This window comes from Rhodococcus sp. NPDC019647, from assembly GCF_044389235.1.
In the GTDB taxonomy this organism is placed as follows: domain Bacteria; phylum Actinomycetota; class Actinomycetes; order Mycobacteriales; family Mycobacteriaceae; genus Rhodococcus_F; species Rhodococcus_F oxybenzonivorans.
The window spans coordinates 18,837-40,495 of the sequence record NZ_JBIRXS010000004.1 but is presented as its reverse complement, the minus strand read 5'-3'; the positions used below and the strand labels follow the sequence as shown (position 1 = coordinate 40,495).

16 protein-coding genes are annotated in these 21,659 nt (G+C 64.8%); 8 read left to right on the top strand and 8 right to left on the bottom strand.

The window, feature by feature from the left end; translation table 11 throughout:
* Positions 1-26 precede the first annotated feature (26 nt).
* From ACH49N_RS10240 to ACH49N_RS10225, 4 genes are all read left to right on the top strand, one after another.
* On the top strand, positions 27-425 hold the full coding sequence (locus ACH49N_RS10240) for a hotdog fold thioesterase (RefSeq protein WP_317613047.1): 399 nt from the start codon (positions 27-29) through the stop codon (positions 423-425).
* Between the two features lie 26 nt (positions 426-451).
* The gene (locus tag ACH49N_RS10235; RefSeq protein WP_358277888.1) at positions 452-1,324 is read left to right on the top strand and encodes a PHB depolymerase family esterase; all 873 of its coding nucleotides are present in this window, start codon (positions 452-454) and stop codon (positions 1,322-1,324) included.
* 52 nt (positions 1,325-1,376) lie between these two features.
* The gene (locus ACH49N_RS10230) at positions 1,377-4,337 is read left to right on the top strand and encodes an AAA family ATPase (RefSeq protein ID WP_358277890.1); all 2,961 of its coding nucleotides are present in this window, start codon (positions 1,377-1,379) and stop codon (positions 4,335-4,337) included.
* Positions 4,338-4,540: 203 nt separating this feature from the next.
* Positions 4,541-8,014, top strand: a complete 3,474-nt coding sequence (locus ACH49N_RS10225) for a protein kinase (protein WP_358277892.1) — start codon at positions 4,541-4,543, stop codon at positions 8,012-8,014.
* A 65-nt stretch (positions 8,015-8,079) separates the two neighbouring features.
* Here the strand turns inward: ACH49N_RS10225 and ACH49N_RS10220 are convergent, their stop codons facing one another.
* From ACH49N_RS10220 to ACH49N_RS10210, 3 genes are all read right to left on the bottom strand, one after another.
* Positions 8,080-8,727 (bottom strand): type IV toxin-antitoxin system AbiEi family antitoxin, encoded by a 648-nt coding sequence (locus tag ACH49N_RS10220; protein ID WP_358277894.1) that lies wholly within the window; start codon positions 8,725-8,727, stop codon positions 8,080-8,082.
* Between the two features lie 193 nt (positions 8,728-8,920).
* The gene (locus ACH49N_RS10215) at positions 8,921-10,588 is read right to left on the bottom strand and encodes a CocE/NonD family hydrolase (protein WP_358277896.1); all 1,668 of its coding nucleotides are present in this window, start codon (positions 10,586-10,588) and stop codon (positions 8,921-8,923) included.
* A gap of 130 nt (positions 10,589-10,718) precedes the next feature.
* Positions 10,719-11,585 (bottom strand): alpha/beta hydrolase, encoded by an 867-nt coding sequence (locus ACH49N_RS10210; RefSeq protein ID WP_358277898.1) that lies wholly within the window; start codon positions 11,583-11,585, stop codon positions 10,719-10,721.
* A gap of 155 nt (positions 11,586-11,740) precedes the next feature.
* Between ACH49N_RS10210 and ACH49N_RS10205 the strand changes: the two genes are divergently transcribed.
* Entirely contained in the window at positions 11,741-12,334 is a 594-nt protein-coding gene (locus ACH49N_RS10205) for a TetR/AcrR family transcriptional regulator (protein WP_250777081.1), read from the top strand.
* A 43-nt stretch (positions 12,335-12,377) separates the two neighbouring features.
* Here ACH49N_RS10205 and ACH49N_RS10200 read toward each other — a convergent pair whose 3' ends face one another.
* From ACH49N_RS10200 to ACH49N_RS10185, 4 genes are read right to left on the bottom strand one after another with little or no spacing between them, the layout of a single operon-like run.
* The gene (locus ACH49N_RS10200) at positions 12,378-13,622 is read right to left on the bottom strand and encodes an NADH:flavin oxidoreductase/NADH oxidase family protein (RefSeq protein ID WP_358277900.1); all 1,245 of its coding nucleotides are present in this window, start codon (positions 13,620-13,622) and stop codon (positions 12,378-12,380) included.
* 29 nt (positions 13,623-13,651) lie between these two features.
* On the bottom strand, positions 13,652-15,115 hold the full coding sequence (locus tag ACH49N_RS10195) for an AMP-binding protein (RefSeq protein ID WP_358277902.1): 1,464 nt from the start codon (positions 15,113-15,115) through the stop codon (positions 13,652-13,654).
* Between the two features lie 10 nt (positions 15,116-15,125).
* Positions 15,126-16,073: an alpha/beta fold hydrolase gene (locus ACH49N_RS10190; RefSeq protein ID WP_358277904.1), complete on the bottom strand. Its 948-nt coding sequence runs from the start codon at positions 16,071-16,073 to the stop codon at positions 15,126-15,128.
* A gap of 8 nt (positions 16,074-16,081) precedes the next feature.
* The gene (locus tag ACH49N_RS10185; protein WP_358277906.1) at positions 16,082-17,050 is read right to left on the bottom strand and encodes an enoyl-CoA hydratase/isomerase family protein; all 969 of its coding nucleotides are present in this window, start codon (positions 17,048-17,050) and stop codon (positions 16,082-16,084) included.
* A 168-nt stretch (positions 17,051-17,218) separates the two neighbouring features.
* Here ACH49N_RS10185 and ACH49N_RS10180 point away from each other — a divergent pair, with 168 nt between their 5' ends.
* From ACH49N_RS10180 to ACH49N_RS10170, 3 genes are all read left to right on the top strand, one after another.
* Positions 17,219-17,944, top strand: a complete 726-nt coding sequence (locus ACH49N_RS10180; RefSeq protein ID WP_358277908.1) for a TetR/AcrR family transcriptional regulator — start codon at positions 17,219-17,221, stop codon at positions 17,942-17,944.
* A gap of 77 nt (positions 17,945-18,021) precedes the next feature.
* The gene (locus ACH49N_RS10175) at positions 18,022-18,930 is read left to right on the top strand and encodes an SDR family oxidoreductase (protein ID WP_358277910.1); all 909 of its coding nucleotides are present in this window, start codon (positions 18,022-18,024) and stop codon (positions 18,928-18,930) included.
* A 35-nt stretch (positions 18,931-18,965) separates the two neighbouring features.
* Positions 18,966-19,967: an NADP-dependent oxidoreductase gene (locus ACH49N_RS10170; protein WP_358277912.1), complete on the top strand. Its 1,002-nt coding sequence runs from the start codon at positions 18,966-18,968 to the stop codon at positions 19,965-19,967.
* A gap of 32 nt (positions 19,968-19,999) precedes the next feature.
* Here the strand turns inward: ACH49N_RS10170 and pgi are convergent, their stop codons facing one another.
* Entirely contained in the window at positions 20,000-21,658 is a 1,659-nt protein-coding gene (gene pgi / locus ACH49N_RS10165) for a glucose-6-phosphate isomerase (RefSeq protein ID WP_358277914.1), read from the bottom strand.
* Between the last annotated feature and the right edge of the window lies 1 nt (position 21,659).

Sequence of the window (21,659 nt, the reverse complement as noted above, 5' to 3'; positions counted from 1 at the left end):
CAGCCGCGCAAACGAAGGGAGACGATGTGGAGACCGATCACCGGCAAGACGCATACGCGGACTACCTCGGAGTCGAGGTAGACACGCTCGGGGAAGGCCACGCTACCGCGGCGCTGACGGTGAATCACCATCACCTCAATCCTCACGCGACCGCTCATGGCGCACTGCTCTATTCCATCGTCGGGGCCGCGTTGGCGGCAGCAGCAAACGATGGCATCAACACCGGGGTGGTCAGCGCTGTCCACATCGACTACGTCAGTCCCGCGTATCCCGGCGATCGCCTGATCGCCACCGCGACCGTCGCAGAACACCTGGCTCGCGAGAACCTCTACACAGTCCGGTTGGTCCGCGTCGCCGATGGTCAGATAGTGGCCCGCGCATCGGGACGGGCTACCCGCAGAACCCGCACCGAAGCTACCCCGTAGTACTGATCAGGCGAAGGAGATTGACGATGCGCACACCCTTGACGACAGCGCAATCGTTCGAAATGCGGGTCGGTAACGACGTGCGCCGATACACGATGGTGAGTGCGGTCGAAGGCGACCTGGCAACGTCGCCGATCATCATCGACTTGCACGGCAGCGGATCGTCACCGGAAGAACACCTCGCAGTCACCGCCGCGCACGCGCTGGCTGAACAAGGGGCAGTCGTCGTATTGCCACGGGCCGACATTCCTTTTCGTCTCCTGCCCGAGTGGCCTGCAGGCTGGGCGTGGAACGTTCCCGGCAGCCCGTTGCCCGGTGAAACCGAGCCGCGACCAGGACCCGACGACGTGATGTTCATCGGTGAACTTATCGCCGAAGTCGTCCAGCGGCACGGTGCCGATCCGTCGCGGATCCACTTGCGTGGGTATTCCGGGGGCGCCCGGTTGAGCGCGCACCTGGCCGCACGATTCGGCGGCTCACTCGCTTCGGTGTGTTTCGTCAGTGGAGTGCGTTTCGTCGATGGCGGGGGCAAGCGCCCGCCGGTGCTCGCGCTTCACGGACGGCGCGATCACCTCAACCCCTACGACGGCGGCGCGGGCAGCCGGTGGTCGGAATCAGTGGAGTCAGCGGTACAGCGCTGGGCTGGCGCAGTGAGATGTGAACCCGTTCCGACGGTGCGGGCGATCACCGAAACCATTCATGCCATCGACTATCGTGACTCGACTGGATTCGCGGCCGTACGGCTGATCAGGGTGGACGACGCGGAGCACGCATGGCCGGGGACGCGGGACCGCGACCACATCGAACAGTTCGGCTGTTCCGGCGATCTTGATGCGTCACAGGCGCACTTGGACTTCATCCATGACGTCGAGAGCCAGTACACCGACTCGTTCCGGTGACCGCCGTACGCCCGACAACCCCGGGACCGTACCGCTCGCGGAGAAAGAGCACATGGCAACTCCTGAACGTCCCACGCGGGCCGACGTGCCCGCTCCCCTGCTCGAACGCGGCCGAGAGGTCGAGGCGATTACCCGGGCCGTGCGCAGCGGAGCCCGCGGGAACGGCCAGATGCTGCTGATCGAGGGGCCCAGCGGGATCGGGAAATCGAGACTACTCATCGCCGCGCACCACATCGGCGTGGACGTCGGGGCCGAGGTACTCACCACCAGTGGAGGAGAACTCGAGCAGGACTTTCCGCTCGGGCTCGTCCTACGACTCCTCGAGACCCGGCTCACCCGGGCCACCTCCGCCGAGCGGGACGCGGCCTTCCGTGGTCACGCAGCGCTGGCCGAGCCGATGCTCCACCGCACACTGCACGAGACCACCACCGCGCTGACCGATCAATTCGTACTCCTGCACAGCCTCTACTGGTTGATCGCCAACCTTGCCGAAGAACGGCCACTGGTCCTGATCGCCGACGATCTCCAGTGGGGAGACGAGCTCTCCCTACGATTTCTGCTCTATCTCACCCAGCGGCTGGGAGACCTCCCGGTCACCATCGTCGGGGCGGTCCGCACCGGCGACCCCGCCGCGGAGAACGAACTCGTCGCCCGGATCACGTTGCAGGCCTCGCATACCCTGCAACCGACGGAACTGAGCCGCGACGGAGTCAAAAAGCTACTGCACACGCTGCTACCCGACGCCGGAGAAAATGACGCCCTGATCGAGGAGAGTTGGACCGCCACCCGCGGAAACCCCTTCCTGCTTCGTGAACTCGCCACGGCAATGAATTCGCGTGCAGCCGTCGGAGCCCCCGACCCGTACGACGCGGTTCCCGACACCGCACCCGAATCGGTGACGCGCAGCGTCATGCTCCGCATCGCACGGCTCGGTGACCACGCGCAGGCCCTGACTCGCGCTGTCACCGTCCTGGGCACCTCCACATCACTGACCACCGCCGCACAACTGGCCGGTCTGGACCATGCGGATGCCACCATCGCGGCCGAACGGTTGACCGCGGCACAGATTTTCGCCGACGAAGCGAACGTGTCGTTCTATCACCCCATGATCCGCGCCGCCATCTACCGGAAACTCCCCTCACATGAGCGAGCGAGATTGCATCTCGAGGCCGCCCAAGTGCTCCTGGCGTCGGACGCGGACATGGACGAAGTCGCGGTGCACGTCATGAGGGGCACCCCAACCGACGCCGAGTGGGCACACTCGGCCCTACACTCGGCAGCGAAGAGCGCGGCACGAAAAGGTGCTCCCCGCGCAGCTGCCCGCTACCTGCGCCGCGCCCTGACGACGAAGTATGACGACCCGCGTCAACACGCCAACCTGCTGATCGACCTCGGCATCATGGAAGCCGCCGCAGGCGAGACCAACTCTCTCGGTCACCTCGAAGCCGCCCTCGAACTGATCGACGAACCGGAAGAACAGGCGCGGGCCATGCACGCCCTGGGCCAAACCCTGTTCCGATACGGTCGCCCGGCCGAAGCGCTGCCGGTATTCCGCCGCGGAGCGGACACCTTCACCGACCGCGATCGCGAACTCGCCCTGCGATTCGAGGCCGGATACATGGCCTCGGCGACCTACCTGGCCGACCACCCCCACGAAGCCCACAAACGAGTCAGCGCGCTCGCTGCAACGTTCCCGTCACACGCCGCGCTGAGTTCAGCCGAACGCCTCCTGGTCCTGCACCTGGGTGTGTTCCGCGCCATGTCCGAACCCCGCTCCGCCGACCACGCTGAACTTGTCCTTCGCGCCCTCGGTGACGGTGTGACATTGTGGCGAGAGACCTCCGACGGCATGACCATCACTCACGCCATCCTCGCCCTGACCTGGTGTGGGCGTGCCCACGACGCCGCCAAGGTCGCCGGCAGTGTCCTCACCGACGCTCGCACGCGCGGTGACTCCCTGATTTTCGCCGAAATTTCTCTCGCCAGGTCGATGGCGATGTACGCGCTCGGCCGAATCAGCGAGGCCATGGTCGACGCGCAGACCGCGATCCTGGGAATGAAACGCGGTTGGAATTCGACCGTCCCCGCGCCGCAAGGACTCCTGGCCTACTGCCTGATCGACCGCGGGGAACTCGAGCAGGCAGCGGAGGTCGTTCACGATGCAGAAATGCAACTCCGCAGCCGCGAGACCCGAACGTTGAATGTCTGGTTCTACATGGCCCGAGGCCGGCTACGCCTGGTTCGGGGCGACTACGTCGGCGCCGCCGACGACTTCCTTCGCGCGGGGAACCTCCTCGAAGCCAATGGCTTCCACAACCCCGGCTACATGCTCCTCCCGTGGCGATCACTCGCGGGGCTCGCGCTCCACGCGGTAGGAAAGACCGATGCGGCTATCGAACTGATGAACCGCGGCATCGAACTTGCACGCGAGTTCGGGTTGTGCTCAACCCTGGGCTCGGCGCTCCGGTACCGGGCGCTGATCGCCTCACCCAACCCCGACATCGCGTTGCTCGAAGAATCGGCCACCGTACTCGAGTCCGCCGAAAGCTCGCCCCTCGAGTTGGCGCGGACGCTCATCGAGCTCGGATCGGCGCAACGCCGGGCCGGGCGCAAAGTTCGATCACGGGAGACCCTTCGGAAGGCCCTCGATCTCGCCCATCATTCCGGGGCCACGGCGGTCGAGCTGCAGGCGCATCAGGAACTGCTCGTCAGTGGGGCACGGCCCCGTAGGCCGGTTCTGCGAGGACTCGCTGCGCTGACCCCGAGCGAACAACGGATCGCAGGCCTGCTCGCGGACGGTATGACCACCCGAAGTATCGCGGAAACCCTCTACCTGACGATGAGCACCGTCGAATGGCATCGCCGAAACATCTACCGAAAACTCGACATCGACTCCCGCGAGGCGCTACGTGCCGCACTTGACGACGCGACGAAAACCCCACAGATACTGCGAGCTGACGAACGACAAAACTCCACGCAGAGCCCTGACAACACTCCTTACTACTCCACCTGATCTCAGATGACTTCACCACGGCATCTGGACAGATGTTCGGCCGATTCTTTCCACCCTGACGCCGGCAAACGCTTTTCGGCGAATAGATGGCTGCCGGTATCTAGAATGGGGTAGGCGCAGTGCGAGGAGGCCCTCATGGGCAGGTGTTGGTGGGCCCGGGCGTGGAGAATCGGCGAACCGGGCAAAGTGCGCTGAGGCTTGCCATGCCGGAGGACGACACCGAGAGCACGCAACGACAGGTCGACGCAGACCTCGTCGCGGAGTTGGCGGCTGAAGGTTTCGAAGACGCGTGCATCGTCGGCCGCGGCGGCTTCGGCATCGTGTACCGGTGCCGGCAACCGACGCTCGACCGCGTGGTCGCCGTCAAAGTCCTGAGCCCCGACCCGGACCACATGGATCGGGCCCGTTTCCTGCGCGAGCAACAGGCCATGGGGCGGCTGTCCGGACACCCGAACATCGTCCATGTGCTGCAAGCGGGAATCACCTACACCGGTCGCCCCTACATTGTGATGCCGTTTCATCGCCGTGATTCCCTCGACTCCTGGATCACCAAGCACGGCGCGTTGACGGCCGCGGAGGCACTGGCGGTCGGTGTCAAGCTCGCCGGTGCTCTGGAAACCGCGCACCGCGCGGGAGTGCTGCATCGCGATCTCAAACCGGGGAACATTCTGTTGACCGAGTACGGCGAGCCGCAGCTGACGGACTTCGGCATCGCCCGCATCACGGGCGGCGAGGAAACCACCCGGGGTCTGGTGGCCGGGTCGCCCGCCTATACCGCCCCGGAACTGCTCAGCGGCGCCGACGCGTCGGTGGTCACGGATATCTATGGGCTGGGGGCGACACTGTTCACGGCACTGGCGGGCCGGCCGGCGTATGCCCGTCGCCGCGGTGAGCAGGTCTTCGCCCAGCTGATGCGGATCGGCACGGAGCCGCTGCCCGATCTGCGAGAGGCGGGCATCCCAGAGGCGGTGTGCGACGTGGTCGAGTCGGCAATGGCCCGAGACCCCGCCGACCGTCCCACCACTGCTGCGGACCTGGGTGCCGCACTGCGACGGGCGGGCGAACACATCGGTCTTGTTCTAGGGGACATCCCGCTTCCGATCGTCGATGAGGAAGACCGCCCCTTCCTGCCCTCGGATGAGGTCGACGTCGGCGTGTCCGAATACCTTCGATACCGACGGGGCAGCGGGACCCGGCTGGATCGTCCTCCGCCACCGAGTGCGTCCACCAAGTACCGTCCACCGGTCACACCGGGTGCGGCGGTGGCGCGCACGCAGCTGCTCGAGCGCCTCCGTCGGAGCGGGCGTCGGCGTCTGGTGCTCATTCACGGACCGGTCGGGTTCGGTAAGAGCACGCTCGCCGCTCAACGGCTCGCGGCCCTGCGGGAGGAAGGGGTGGCGACTGCGTGGCTGACAATCGACAACGACGACAACACGCTCATCTGGTTCCTCACCCACCTGATCGAGTCCATTGCGGTGGCGGAACCAGCTTTCGGCCGAGAGCTGGTTCGTGAACTCGAAGTCTACGGCGCGGACCGTGAGCGGTATGTTCTCACCTCGTTGATCGACAAACTTCATTCGGCCGACCAGCACGTCGCAGTGGTCATCGACGATTGGCACCGCGTGAGCAATGAGGACACACGGTCGGCGTTGGCATTCCTGCTCGAGCACGGTTGCCACCATCTACATTTGATCGTCACCAGCCGCACCCGGCTCGGTCTGCCGCTCAGTAGAATGAGTGTGCGCAACGAACTCGTCGAAATCGATTCCTCCGCTTTGCGTTTCGACGTCCGGGAGTCGACCCAGTTGTTGGTGGACCGCTCCGGCCTCCACCTGGACGCACCTGACATCGTCGAGCTCGAACAGTCGACGGACGGATGGGCAGCGGCACTGCAACTGGTTTCACTGGCCTTGCGTGATCACCCGGACCCACGGAGGCTGATCGACCACCTGTCCGGAGGGAATCGGGCCATCGGTGAGTATTTGGCCGAGAACGTCCTCGGCAATCTCGATCGAGGCACCCTCGATTTCCTCCTCGCGACCTCGATCACCGAGAAAATCTGCGGCAGCTTGGCACGCGCGCTCACCGACAGCAGGGAGGCCCAAGTGACGCTCGAGGACATCGAGTCCCGTGATCTGTTCCTGCGACGGCTCGACGAGGAAGGGCGATGGTTCCGCTACCACCATCTGTTCGCCGAGTTCCTGCAACACCGCCTCGAGCGTGACGATCCCGACCGAATTGTCGAGCTTCATCGTCGAGCAGGTCGGTGGTTCGCGGACCGGCACCTTCTCAGCCAGGCGGTCGACCACTACATCCTCGCGGGTGAGGAAGACGATGCTGTCACGCTCGTCGAGGACGCCGCGATGGATTTACTCGAGCAGTCGCAGATGGGAACGCTTCTCGGCCTCGCCGCGAAGCTGCCGGCGAAGGGAACTACCAACCGGCCCCGCCTCCAGGTTGCACTCGCGTGGGCGCACGCCCTGCTGCATCACCCTCGCGATGCCGAACAGTTTCTCTCCGTCGCGGAAGCAGCGTTGAGCGGTGGAGGTGACGACCGAGCCACCGCCGATTTGCGGGTCGAGGCAGCATTCATCCACTCCACGGTGACCGTGTTCAACGACGAGATCGACGGGCTAGACGAGGCCGTCGAGCGGTGCATGGCCCGGGCGGACACACTGCGACCATGGGTCATGTGCGGAACCGCCGACGTTGGGTCGTTCCGCGCCATCTACCGATTCGATTTCGATGACGCTCGCCGATGGCAGAAATGGGCGCTTCCCTTCCACCAGCGTTCCACCGGGCCGTTCAGTGTCATCTACGGATACTGCCTGGCCGGGATGGCGGCACGCGAACAACTCGATCTGCCGGCGGCGGAGGCCAGCTTCCGGCACGCTATGGCGCTGGCCACCGAGGCCGAAGAGGGTATCGGCTACGGCGGCCGGCTCACGGCGGCCTTACTCGGCGACCTGCTGTACGAACAGGGACACCTCGCCGATGCGGATCAACTCCTCGACCGCAGCCACACCTTGGGCGCCGAGGGTGGCACCGTCGACTTCATGCTGGCCACCTACGGAACGGGTGCCCGGCTGAAGCTCCTCCTCGGACAGAAGGATGCGGCGAAGGCGCGTCTCGACGAGGGCGCCCGGCTGGCCCAGCAATTGGGCTTGCCCCGTTTAGCAGCGCGAATCACCAACGAACGAGTCCGAACCGGAATCGGATACGCGACTTCCGGGCCCCCGGCTATCGATCTCGAGAGCCGACAACTGCCCGACCGGAACAACGGAATCGCCGTCGTCACCTATGAATTGGAGGAGGACTCGGCTATCCGAGCAGCACTGACCGCCCGCGACCAGGACCTCGAACCCGTCTACGAACGGGCACACGCCCTCGTCGAGTCGATCGATCGACGGGTCCGCCCCCGGGCATTCCTGCACGCCGCCTTGCTGGAGGTGGAGGTGTTGGCCACCATGGGACAGCACGATGCCGCACTGACGGGGCTGTTGCCCCTCGCCGAGCAGTGCGCTCGAGTCGGGCTGATACGACCGCTGCTGGATGCCGGACCCGCGGTGAGCAGGTTGGCACGACATCTCCGCACACATCTTCTCGAGCGCGCCGACGCTGCCGCGTCCACCGGCTTGAACCAGTACCTCGACGAGTTGGAGAAGCAACCGACGTGAGCGACTACGACGCTGGATCGCCCAAGTCGATGTAGGGGCGGCGACCCTCTCGCGTTCGTCGAGGTTCACGAGGCCGCCCGCGCCCAGGTTTCGGCGCGGGTGAGGGCAGTGGTCAGTCCCTGGTCGGCGGCGAGTGCGGTGAGACGTTCGCGGTCGCTGCGCCGGAAGAGCGAGGTGACGGCCGTAGGGACTTCGTTCTCGGTATCTCCGAGGGACGGCCACCTCGCCAGGTCGAGGACGGTCTGTTCCGGGGTCGTCACCAGGGCCGGCCCGAGGGGGGTGTCCGCCCGTTCGGCATCGAGTTTTCGGGTGTCGCGGCGGAGGAAGCGGATGGTCGCGGCCCGGTCGGTGAGGGTGATCGTCCGGTGTCGGCGGGGGACGGCAATGACTGCAGTGGCCAACGCCCGGGGAATTGCGTGGTGGAGGCGAGCGGCGCTGATGCCCATTACGATAGCGTCGTCGGGCCCATAGATCGCGGTCGCTATTCCGGCAGCGGTGGCTTCGAGATTTGGTATCCAAGGGCGCCCGGTCTGATCCGGAGGAACGACGATGAAGTAGCCGGGGGCGGCGCGGTGCAGGACACCGCGCTTAACCAGGCGGGCGAGTTCGGGCCGCGGGTGGGCGTAGACATCGGTGGCGTCCTGAGGACGGAAGGTACGCAACGGCAGGCGAGCCAATGGTGCCGGTACGGCGGTGCTATGCGCCAGAGCCATACTTACATCACCCCCTCTGAGCGCATTCCGTAGGGTTAAAGCCTACGAAATGCGCATCCGGAAGACAAGCCCGCGCATAGACACTGTGTGGTCGTAGCGACACCAGACGGAGAGAGACCGGGAAGGCGCGTGCGTCCTTGTGACAGGTGAGCGCGCGCCTGCCCGGCCGTCATTCTCTCGTGGTGAGGATATTTCAGCGGGGAACGACCGGGAGTACGAGGTGAGAGGGGTGGACTGCGTTGTGGTGAATGCTCTGGCGCGCGACCCGGAATTTGCTGGCGTCGTCGACTTCGGTGTCGGTGTTGGGGTTGCGGTCCCAGCGGGGAAAGTTGCTGGATGTGACGTGCACTCGGAGACGATGCCCGGCCTTGACGACAATGCTGGTCGACCATAGATCGATTTCGGCCTGGTCGATGCGGTCCGGCTCGGTGCCCACGCGGGTGATCCCGTCGACGATGTTGTAGGACACGCCGTTTTCATCGACATCACAGAGTCTGACTACCCAGTCGGTCGTCGGTCCGTCAGTGGCGGCGAACAGCTCGGCCGTCACCCTGCCGGTGATCTCGAGGTCTTCCGTCAGCACGGGAGTAGAGAACACCAACACATCGGGGCGACTTTCAACGGTTGCCTGGTCTTTCGGTCCGGCCGGGAACTGGGTGGACATGACGAGGTTGCCGCCGCAGGTCGGCACCGGGTCGGCGGGGTCATAGGTGAAGTCGCTGTGCGATTGCTCGTCGGTGGGCTGGTCGAAGGACAGGCTGCCGTCTGCGTGCAGGTACAAACGTGTGGCGACCGCCCGCTGGAGCGGCCATTCCTCCTCGTGGCGCCATTGGTTGATTCCCATGACGAACAGTTGCACTGGTGCACTCGAATCGGTGGTGTCCGACCCGTCACGAAGGTAGTTCTCGAACCAATCGAGTTGATAGTCGGTCATGGTCTTGGCTCCGGGGGCGACCTCCGACAGCAGCCCGAAATTGACGTCGCCGATCTGGCCGAAGCTGAAGGCACTCACATGCGGCCATGGGCCCACCACGAGACGGGTCGGCACCCCGCGTTCGCGCATCGCGATGTAGTTGTCGAGTGTTCCCTGTTGGAAGACGTCGTACCAACCGCCGATGTTCAGGCTCGGCACAGTTACCTGGTCGTGGTGGCCGGCGACCCGGCATTCCTCGGTGGTGTCGGGGCTCTGCAGACCGCGTTGAACACCGATGTCGGGCAGGCCGGCCCGGGTCAGAGCGGGGAGTGGCGCCGCCGGGAGCTCCCAGTAGCTCTTGGTGGCCAACGAGTCGTAATCCGCAATCGTTGTTGCCATCGCGCCCAGCAGCTCGTCGGGATCTTCGACGACCTTGGGCAACTGCGCCAAGGACTGGGCGAGCGTCCACCACGCGTTGAGACCCAGTTCAATTGCGCCGCCGCGGAACATGAGACCATCGGCTGGGTCACTCCAGGTGATCTGCGGTGCTATCGCGGCGAGACCTGGCGGTGCAGCGAGAGCTGCGGCCCATTGAGTCTGACCGGTATAGCTTCCACCGAACATGCCGACCTTGCCATTGCTGCCGGGAAGGCCGCTCGCCCAGAAGACGGTGTCGTACCCGTCCTGCTGCTCGTAAGCCCAGGGCAGCCACTCTCCGTCGGAATCAAACCTGCCACGGGTGTCCTGCTGCACGACGATGTAGCCACGCTTCACCGCGGCCAGGGTGTCGAAGATCAAAACGTTCAACGATGCCGTCCGGTCGTACGGAGTGCGCTGGATCAAAACCGGATACGACCCCGCAGCCGCCGGCCGATAGACATCGGCCCTCAAAATCGTGCCGTCGCGCATCGGCACCTCCACGTTGAGATCGATGCTGATCTGACTCATTTCGGGCTTCCTACCTTCGTTCGGATACCAACCTTGACGCGCACCCGTTGGTCGGTGTGCGACTCGCTGTGATTGCGGTCACCCATAGGGTACAAGAGTGGGTACCACTAGGCAAGCAAACGTACCCGGACTAGGGTCGAGCCAGAAATTCGAGCACCTCAGGAACGAATCGCTGGTGGTACTGGAAGACCCCGCCGTGTCCGGAGTTGGGATAGATCGTCAACTGCGAGTTCGGCAGTCGCCGCGCCAGGTCCTCCGAGTGCTCGCTCGCGACCATCAGGTCGTGGTCGCCATTTGCGACGAAGGTGGGATGGGTGACCACCGACAGGTCGTCCGGAGTCGCCTTTCCGCCTCGTACGATCGCTGCGATTTGCGCAAACCTGGCTTGGATGGAAATCGGCTTGTCGCGGCCGTCGGTTCGCTCGCCCAAACGCGCGAAGTAGTCGTTCGCTGCGCGTTTGCCTTCAGAGGTGCGGGGAAAGAAGAGGAAGTGCCGTGGGTCCTTCCGCGTGAGCGCTGCCTTCAGATACGCACTGGTGACGATTCGAGCCATCTTGTCGATACCGCTACCCCCACGCGGCCCGGTACCGGCGAGCACCATTCGTCGCACGAGCCGAGGTTCTCGCAGCGCGATGACTTGAGCCACCGCACCTCCGAGCGAAAAACCGAACAAGTCGACGGTGTTGTGACCGAGCGCGCGGATGAACGCGATTGCGTCGACGCCCATCTGCGTGAGGTCGGCGGGTACTCGTGAACCACTGGCACCCACGCCGCGATTGTCGAACGCGATCACATGGTGGTGCTGAGCGATGCCGTCGAGCACTCTTGGGTCCCAGTCATCCATGACGGCGGTGAAATGGTGGAGGAACACCACGGGCACTCCGCCCCGGGGCCCCAATTCGCGGTATGCGAACGGCACACCGTTGACGTCGATGACTTTCGTCGGCGCCTTCGCCCAAGCAATTGCGTCGCTCTCTTGCGCGTTGTGAAGTGACATTTCCACTACTCCTTGTAGTTCGACAGTGACCGCTCGCGGCCGACTTTGCGCCGATTGGCATACGATCATAATATTATGATCGTCAGGTTATCGCGTAGACTCGCTGCTGGCAAGGAAGACGCCGGAGTGACCTATCGAGGCAAGGTGGTGCAGAAATGGCGCGGTACGACGAAGCGCACAAGGCTCAGACGCGTCGTCGCATACTCGACACTGCGGGTCGGCGACTCAAGCGCAGCGGTATCGATGGTTCCGGCGTGAGTGCGCTCATGTCGGACGCAGGTCTGACCAATGGCGCTTTCTACGCGCATTTCGGTTCCAAAGACCAGCTCGTCGCCGTTACCGTCACGGATCAGTTGACAGCGCAGGAGGAAGCGCTGCGTTCGCTGCTCTCCGACGACGGTTCGCTCCAAACATTCGTCGAGGAGTACCTGTCGTGCGACCATCGCGATCATCCAGATCAGGGTTGTCCGTCGGCCGCCCTACTGGATGAGATCGGGCGCTCGAGCACCGAGATCCGCAGTGCATACACCGAAGGAATCGCGAGAATTATCGAGCTGGTGGCGAGCCACGCCGGCGGAGACGAATCAGCTTCCGCCAGAAGCACAGCCATTGGCCTCATTGCCGTACTTGTCGGGACGATGCAGCTCGCCCGAGCCGTAACCGATGAACAGCTGTCGGCGGAGATACTGGCGTCTGGAATCGCCAACGCGGGCCGGCTCCTGGAGCACGCCGAGCCGAACTCCCCGTGAGCACCGCCCCAGGTCGCCGGCCCGCCGGTTCACCTCGGCCGGCCTAGCCGCCGCGCTTGGGGCGAAAGGATGTCCGGCCGTTGCGACGCAACAGTGCGACCGTGGTGGCGAGCAGCCCCCGATTCAGATCGGGTTCGAGACCGGCGCTGATGCGGTGCAGCTGGTCGGTGTGCCAGCCGAGGTCGAGTAGCCCGTCCAGGGCTTTGACGTCGACCACCCTACCCAGGACACCCCGCATTCCGGATCGCGACTGATGAGTGGTGAGGGCGTCGGCGCGCCGGGCGAGGATGACGTCGGCAGCATCGGTGGTCGTCGCGGTGGGCCGTCCGATTCCGACGACATCGCACTCCCCGGCCCCGATTGCCCCCTCCATGGCGGTGCGGGAGCGGAAACCGCCGGTCACCGCCAGCGGAACATCTCCTGCCAGCGCGCGGACAGTGCGTGCGTAGTCGAGAAAGTATGCCTCACGAGCGCGGGTACTGGCCGCGGCACTGCCCATCATGGCGGGAGACTCGTAGCTTCCTCCGCTGACCTCGATCAAGTCGAGGCCTTCCTGGGCCAGCGCCGCGACCACCGCGCGGGACTCGTCCTCGGTGAATCCGCCGCGTTGGAAGTCGGCCGAGTTGAGTTTGATGCCGACCGCGAAGCCCGGTGACACCCGCGCGCGAATGCGACGCACGACCTCGAGGACGAAGCGCATCCGCCGCTGCGGGTCACCACCCCACTCGTCATCGCGCCGGTTCGCCAACGGTGAGAGGAACTGGGCGACTAGGTAGCCATGGGCACCATGAATCTGCAGGCCGTCGAAACCTGCTGTCTCACAGACGAGCGCGGCAGCGGCGAAACGCTCGATGATGCCCTCGATTTCACCGGAGGTCAGCTCCCGCGGGGTAGACGCGCCGGGAATATCGAGCGGCACCGGACTCGGAGCGACGGGAGTGTTTCCGAGGGCGAGCGGGTTTGCCTGGCGTCCGGGATGATTGAGTTGAACCCAGATCGGGACACCGGCATCTTTGGTCGTCTTCGCCCAACGGGTCAGCGCGTCGAGATCACGCTCGTCCTCGATGACGATATTGCCCGGCTCACCGAGCTGGGTGCGGTCGACCATGACGTTGCCGGTGACGAGCAGCCCGTAGCCGCCTCGGCTCCAGGTGGCGTAAAGCTGTTCGAGGCGGTGGTCAGGAGAATTCCGCCGATCACCGAGCGCTTCACTCAACGCAGACTTCATGATTCGGTTCGGAAGTATCTGACCGCAGGGCAACGGCAATGGATCGTGCAGGGAGGCCATGAAGCAGTACCTTTCGCAGGGATTGATTCTTACGACGTCGTGGGGGCATGTGCGGCCCGCAGTGCGTTCTTGTCGATCTTGCCGACCGCGTTCTTGGCGATGGCTTCGACGACGACGATCGACATCGGCCGCTTGTAGCGGCTGAGTTTCTGCGTGCACAGCGCGTGCAGGGCAGCCGGATCGACGGTCGATTCGGGTGCTGGTTGCACGTAGGCGACGACGACCTCGCCCCAAATGTGGTCGGGTACGCCGATCACGGCGGCCTCGAGCACGGACGGGTCGCCGGCGAGAACGTCCTCGATTTCCTTGGGGTAGATGTTCTCGCCGCCGCGGATGATCATGTCTTTCGATCGCCCGACCAGTGTCAGATAGCCTTCCGCATCGAGGTGGCCGATATCGCCGGTGTGCAGCCATCCGTCGACGAGGACCCGGGCGGTGTCGTCCGGGCGGCCGAGGTAGCCGCGCATGACATTGGGGCCGCGCACGACGACCTCTCCGTCCGCACCCACACCCATGTCGGTGCCGTTCGGGTCGACGATGCTAATTTCTTGACCTGGGAAGGCAATCCCGACCGTTCCGGCGCGCCGGGGCCCCGCAACAGGGTTGAGGGTCGACGCGCAGGTTCCTTCGGACAGCCCGTAGCCCTCGAGGAGGGGAAATCCGTATCGGTCCTCGAATCTGGTCAGTAACTCCGCTGAGGCGGGTGCGGCGCCGCAGATGCCGAAACGCAGTGAGGACGTGTCGGGCCGGACGTCGTCGGGGAGGGCCGCCAGGATGCTGTAGATCGTCGGCACCGCGCTGAAGAAGGTCGGGCGTTCTGATTCGACGAGATCGAAGAAGGTCCGGGGATCGAATCGGCCGGCGATGACGACGCTGGCACCGACGAGCAGCGGGGTGAGGACACTGACGACGATGCCGTTGACGTGGAACAGCGGCAGGATCAGCAGGCATCGGTCTGCCTCGCCCAGCTGCAGTGCCTGCGCGCCCATCTCGGCCATGGCGTCGATATTGGTGTGGTCGAGCATCACCCCCTTCGGCACTCCGGTGGTGCCGCTGGTGTAGATCAGGAGGGCGGGGGCCGACGTATCTGCGGGAGGTGCGGGGTCCGCCGCCACGGGCGCGTCGTACAGATCAGCGACGCGGAGAGTGACGACATCACCCGCCGGAGTCGGGGCGTCCTCGACGACGAGCAAGCGTGCGCCGGAGTCGGCGAGCTGCCGAGCCACCTCGACGTCGGTCAGGGCCGGGTTGATCGGGGTGACGGTGGCGCCGAGTCGCCAGGTCGCGAACAGCAGCACCACGAACTCTGTACGGTTGGTCAGCTTGACGGCAACGACGTCTCCCTGCCCGATTTTCAGCTGATGGAGGTGGCGGGTGGCCGCGCGTACTCGGTCGAGCAACTGCGCATTGGTGAGTGCGCTCCTGGCGTCGGATACCGCGGGTCCGTGCGGGTCGAGATCGGCGCGGCGGTCGGGCAGCGATGCGAACGTCATGTTGTCGTGTTCACCTTCGGTGTGATGCGGCCCGGCCCGGTGCGGGTGTGGCGGGCGCTGCATCGAGATGGCGGGTGAGGAACTCGGTCTGATCGCGGACCAGGTCTTCGAAGGGTTCGCCGAGGTAGAAGTCGAAGTGTCCGGCGTCGTAGGTCTTGATCTCTCCGTGCGGTGCGGTACGCGCGTATCGGAGGGTCTGAGCGGGTGGGGTGACGGTGTCGGTGTTGCTGATGCAGAACAGGATCGGGAAGTCGATGTTCTGTGCTGCGCGCCCCGGCCGGTAGGTGACCAGGCTGGGAATTACTCGGGCCGCTACCTCGTTTCGGAACGTCGCCCCGGTCGGCACGATAGCCCGGTAGCCGGGAAGTGCATCCGGGGCATTCATCAGGGCCAGTGAACCGGGTGCGCCGGCGAGCGGAATCATGACCGGCTGCCGTCGGCGAACCTTGGCCGCCAGATCCCGGGCGATCAGAGGCGAGGCTTTCACCGAGGCGGCCGGGCCGAGGGCGAGCGCGGAGGCCAGCCCGTCGGTGAACGGGCATTGGGCGACGGCGGCTCGCAGTTCCGGATGCCGTGACGCGACGGTGATGGCGTGTCCACCGCCGAAGGAACTGCCCCACACGGCAATGCGTGTGCTGTCGAGACCGTCACGAGCCTTGACCCACGCAATGGCGGAATCCCAGTCGGCAAGCTGCTTCTTGATCGACAGCAGCTGACGGGGATGGCCGCCGCTGTCGCCGAAGTGCCGGTAGGTGAACGCGAAGGCGGCGATGCCTGCCTTGGCGAAACGCTCGGCGAAGGCGTCCAGGCGCATGTCGCGGGTGGCTCCGAGGCCGTGCCCGAGGATGACGACGGGCGGCGACGCGACGCCGGTGGGCAGATACAGCCATGCCGCGCAGGAACTGTCACCGGAGGAGAAGAGGACGTCGTGACGGGTGTAGGGCTTCTTCGTGGCCATGGCTGGTCTCACTGTCCGTTCGTCGAGCGGGACCCGGGCACGCGCCCGGATTCGAGGGCCTGTTTGTAGATGTCCGGGTTGTAGAGTGGCAGCTCACCGGTGGAATCGGTGCTCTCGAGGTAGTCGAGCATCAACTGCTGGCCGTCGTCGGACCGATCGGTACCGAGGAACTCGGTGCGCTCGACATGCAATCCCTCCGCCAGCGACATCGAGCCGCCGAAATACACCGACCGCTTGACCGCCGCGACCGCTTCCCTCGGGCGAGCGCCGAAGTATTCGGCGAGCTCGGCCGCGCGGGAAACCACTTCGCCCGGCGCAACAACCTCGTCGACGGCTCCGTTGGCGAGGGCCTGCGCGGGCGTGAACGGTTTGCCTTCGAGGATGGCGACCAGGGACCGATGGGTGCCGATCAGTCGAGTCAGGCGCTGGGTACCGCCACCGCCGGGATTGATTCCCAGCAGTACCTCGGGCTGACCGATGAAGAAATCTCCGTCGGCCATGACCCGCAGGTCGCACGCCCAGGCGAACTCCGCACCCAGACCGAGCGCCGAACCGTTCAGCGCAGCAACGAAAATGACGCCGCTCGCGTTCATCCGCAGGAACGTCGCATGCAGACGGTCGAGCTGGACTGCTCCCCACAGCGGGGTTTTGCGCATCACGGGCTCGAGGGCACGGGCGCGATCCGCACCTCGGGCCACCCGCGCGATCGCGGAGGCACCGCGCCGGCCGAACGGCGGGACCGCCGCCCCCTCTTCCTGCAGCCACCGCACATCCGCATGGCTGACGAATCGGCCCGGACGTGTGCCGGTGAACACCACGGCGCGGATGCCCGGATCCCGGTCGGCCCGGTCTACCAACTCCTCGAGTTGGTTGGCGATATCGATTCCGAACAGACTGTGCGGGCCGCCGTCGACCCGCACGATCAACACCTCTCCGCGGTCCTCGACCTCGAGATGTCCCTTGGTTGTGTATGTCATGAGATTTCACCTTCGTGAATGGAGGAAGGGGGAAGCATGTCCGGCGTGCCGGAGTCGGTGCCGGCCGCCAGTAACTTCGTTATAGGAGTACTGTAACCTCGTTATTGGCTAGTGGCAACCGTCACTCAGATAGATGGATGCCCCAGCGGAGCGAAGTCAGGTGTAGATATGGGAGAGACGTCGTCGGTGCCGGTTCCGGGGAGTGTTCCGGAACGGTTGGTTCTGGCCACGGTCGGCCTGCTGGCCGAACAGGGCCCGTCCGCGATCAAGGCGCGAACCGTGGCGTCCTCGGCCGGTCTGTCGACCATGGTGGTCTACCACCACTTCGGCGGGATACCCGAGCTCGTCCGCGCGGTCGCAGACCATGGGTTCATCGAACTCGGCACCGCCTTTTCCCGGGTGCCGGAGACTGAGGATCCGGTCGTGGATCTGTTCGCACTGGCATTGACGTGTCGGCGTCTGGCGCGCGCGAACCCCCATCTATACGACCTGATGTTCGGACTGTCCACCCGCTCTACCTACCGGCCGCTGGAGTCGGACGTGCGATTGAGCGGACATTCCCTGGCGTTCCGCGAAGCCTACGCACGCGTTGTCCACGCATGTGCACGTCTCGAGAGCTCCGGCAGAATCGAGCCCCACGCCCCGGAGGTGGTCGCTGCACAGCTGTGGAGTTACGTCCACGGTTACATCACCCTGGAGCTGGGCGAGCATTTCGCCGAGTTCGACGACGCGGTGCTGCAGGTTATGTTGCCGATGGGAGTGAACTTTGCCGTCGGCCTCGGTGACACACGCGAACTCGCCCAGGCCTCACACGACAGGGCCATGCGCCTGTACGGGTCGGCCCAGCCGGCGGAAAGTTCGGCGGGGGAGTCGGAAGTGGCCTCGGGCGCGTAGCGAGCTCGCCGCAGTCAGTGGAAGATCCGGACCGTAGGACCATTGCGCTCGTCACATAACGAAGTTACAGTCGAGTCATGAAACGAGATCTGGTGGGACGGAAAGTGATTGTCACGGGGGCGGCACGCGGCATCGGCGAGCAGGTGGCGCGCCTGGCCGCGGCCCAGGGGGCCCGTGTCGCTCTGATCGGCCTCGAGCCCGACAGACTGCAAGCCCTCGCCGCGGAACTGGGGCCGTCGTCTCATTGGTGCGAGGCCGACGTGCGCGACAGCACGGCGTTGCAGTCCGCGATCGACGAGTGCGCCGGTGCCATGAACGGTGTGGACATGGTCGTCGCCAACGCCGGAGTGGCCGCCTACGGAACTGTGCGGCACGCGGACGAAGCGTCCTTCGAGCGAGTCGTGGACATCAACCTGAACGGCGTATTCCGCACACTCAAGCATGCGACACCCCATCTGCAACGCAGCGGAGGCCACGTGCTGATCGTGGCATCGGCGCTGTCCTTCACCTCGATAGGCGGCCTTGCCTCCTACGGTGCGAGCAAGGCCGGGGTCGAGGCGCTCGCGCTCGCCTACCGCGGCGAAGTGGCCCATCTCGGGATCACCGTCGGCCTGGTTCATCCGTCGTGGATCGACACCGACCTCGTGCGAGGCGCCGAGGTCGACATTCCCTCCTTCCAACAGATGCGCAACCGCCTGCCGTATCCGGGGAACGTCACGACCAGTGTCGATCGGGCGGCCTCGGCGATTGTGGACGGACTCGCCTACCGGCGCAGTCGCGTCTATGTGCCGCGGGCCGTCGTCGTCGCCAATTGGGCGAAAGCACTGTTGAACTCACCGCTGGTCTGGCCGTGGACGAGGCGGTTCTCTGCCCTGACAATCCCGTCGCTCGAGACCGAAGTTGCCGCCTTGGGCCGCAATGACCAACTCGTTCCCCGCTTCGAGTCGCCTGACCGAGAACGGTCGGACTCCCCGGTCCACGCCTGAGCGACCCCCACTCAAAGAAGAAGGAGAAGACGACGATGAAGGCATTCGTTCTCGATCGTTACGGCAGGAATGACGGCGTGCGGTTCGGCGACACTCCCGACCCGGAAGTCGCCCCCGGCGACGTCCTGGTTCAGATTCACGCCGCGAGTGTAAACCCGCTGGACTTGAAAATCCGAGGGGGAAAACTCAAACCCGTCCTGCCGTATCGCCTACCGATCGTGTTGGGCAATGACCTGGCCGGAGTGGTCGTCAAGGTTGGACAAGACGTGCGGAAATTCCAGGCAGGTGACGAGGTGTACGCGCGGCCGGACCAAGGCCGGATCGGCGCCTTCGCGGAACTCATCGCCATGAGTGAAGACGATGTGGCTTCCAAGCCGCGGGAGCTCAGCATGGAGGAGGCGGCTTCACTACCTCTGGTCGGGCTGACCGCGTGGCAAGCGTTGATCGAGAGGGCGAATCTGCAGGCCGGACAGAAGGTTCTCATCCATGCCGGTTCGGGTGGGGTGGGCACCTTCGCGATCCAATTGGCCAAGCACCTCGGTGCAACCGTGGCCACGACGACGAGTACCGCGAATGTCGATTGGGTGCAGCGTCTCGGTGCCGACATCGTCATCGACTACAAGAAGGAGGACTTCGCGGCGGTCCTGCGCGATTACGATCTCGTCCTCGATACCCTCGGTGGAGAAGCACTCGCGAACTCGCTGCGCGTTCTCAAACCGGGCGGCAAGGTCATCTCCGTTGCAGGTCCGCCGGATCACACTTTCGCGAAAGAAGCCGGCCTGAACTGGATCGTGCAACAGGTGATGCGCCTTCTGAGCTTTCGAATCCGAAGGAACGCCAAGCGTCACCACGTCACATACTCCTTCCTCTTCATGAAATCGAGTGGAGACCAGTTGCGCCAGCTCACGTCCATCATCGATTCCGGCGCCATACGTCCAGTGGTGGACCGAATCTTTCCGTTCGAACAGACCAAAGAGGCTCTGGCATACGTCGACCAGGGTCGCGCAAAGGGCAAGGTCGTCGTCAAGATCAGGTGAGATCTCCTCCAGGCGGTGCCTGCCCGCCAATCTCACGCCACGGTGTTGCCTCGGTTCACCCTGTACCAGCGCAGTGCGGTCTCGGTCGAGCTGTCCAGGGACTGTGCGGTCTGATCGTCGTTGCTCACAGCCGTCTGCAGTTCGAGAGCTTGACTCTTGCCGAGCTCGACTCCCCACTGGTCGAACGAATTGATATTGCAGAGAATGCCTTCGGTGAAGGTCTGGTGTTCATACAGTGCAATCAGCTGTCCGAGAATCGAGGGAGTGAGTTTCGGCGCCAGGATGGTTGTGGACGGCCGGTTTCCGGGCATCACCTTGTGGGGAATCAATGCGTCGGGAACACCGGCGCCTGCCAGTTCCTCCGCGGTCCGGCCGAATGCGAGGACACGTCGCTGCGCAAGAAGATTGCTTACGAGGATGTCGTGCATGCTTCCGTTGCCGCCGATGGTGGGAAGGTCCTCGGTGGGTTGGGCGAAGCCGAGGAAATCGACGGGTACGAGCCGGGTGCCCTGGTGGAGCAGCTGGTAGAACGCGTGCTGCCCGTTGGTGCCGGGCTCACCCCACCAGATGGTCCCGGTGGCGGTGTCGACCGGAGTTCCGTTCGTCTGCACCGCTTTACCGTTGGACTCCATGGTCAGCTGTTGCAGGTAAGCAGGAAACCGAGCGAGATCGTTGGAATACGGCAGCACGGCCCGGGTTTCGGCGTCGAAGAAGTTGGAGTACCAGAATCCGAGGAGCCCGAGCAGTACCGGGCCGTTCGCCTCCAGGGGCGCCTCGACGAAATGGCGGTCTATGGTGTGCATCCCGGCGAGGAATTGACCGAACGCGTCCCTACCGATCGCGGCCATCACCGACAGGCCGATCGCGGAGCCAACGGAGTAACGACCGCCGACCCAGTCCCAGAACTCGAACATGTTGTCGGGGTCGATACCGAACTCGGCAACTTTCGCGGCGTTGGTGGAGACGGCGACGAAGTGCCGGGCCACAGCATCATCACCGAGCGCGGTGGTCAGCCAGTTCCGCGCCGCGGCAGCATTGGTGAGGGTTTCGATCGTGGTGAACGTCTTCGACGACACGACGAACAGTGTGGTCGCCGGGTTCAGATCGGCGAGCACCGATACCAGATCAGTGGGATCGACGTTCGACACGAACCGGACCGCGATGCCGGCGTAGTGGCGCAGCGCCCCATACGCCATGCGCGGCCCCAGATCCGAGCCGCCGATACCGATGTTGACCACCGTGGTGATGCGCTCACCGGTGGCACCGCGCCAGTGGCCGCTGCGGATGCGGTCGGTGAAGTCGCCCATCCGGTCGAGCACCCGGTGCACGTCCGCGACGACGTCGTCGCCATCCACCCGTAGTGTCGACGAACGGGGTAGGCGCAGCGAGGTGTGCAGGACGGCCCGGTTCTCGGTGGCATTGACGCGTTCGCCACCCAGCATGCTGTCGCGGCGTTCTTCCAAGCCTGCCGCGCGGGCCAGGTCGGTCAGCAGATCGATCGTGTTCCGGTCGATCCGGTGCAAGCTGTAGTCGATGAAGAGGTCACCGGCAGTGACGGTCAGGTCACGGCCACGATTGGGGTCGGATTCGAAGAGTTCCCGAAGATGCAGCTTCGCCACCTCGGAGTGGTGAGCCTTTAGTTTCTGCCACGCAGGGGTACGGGTGATGTCCGGTTGGGTCGAGGTTGTCACG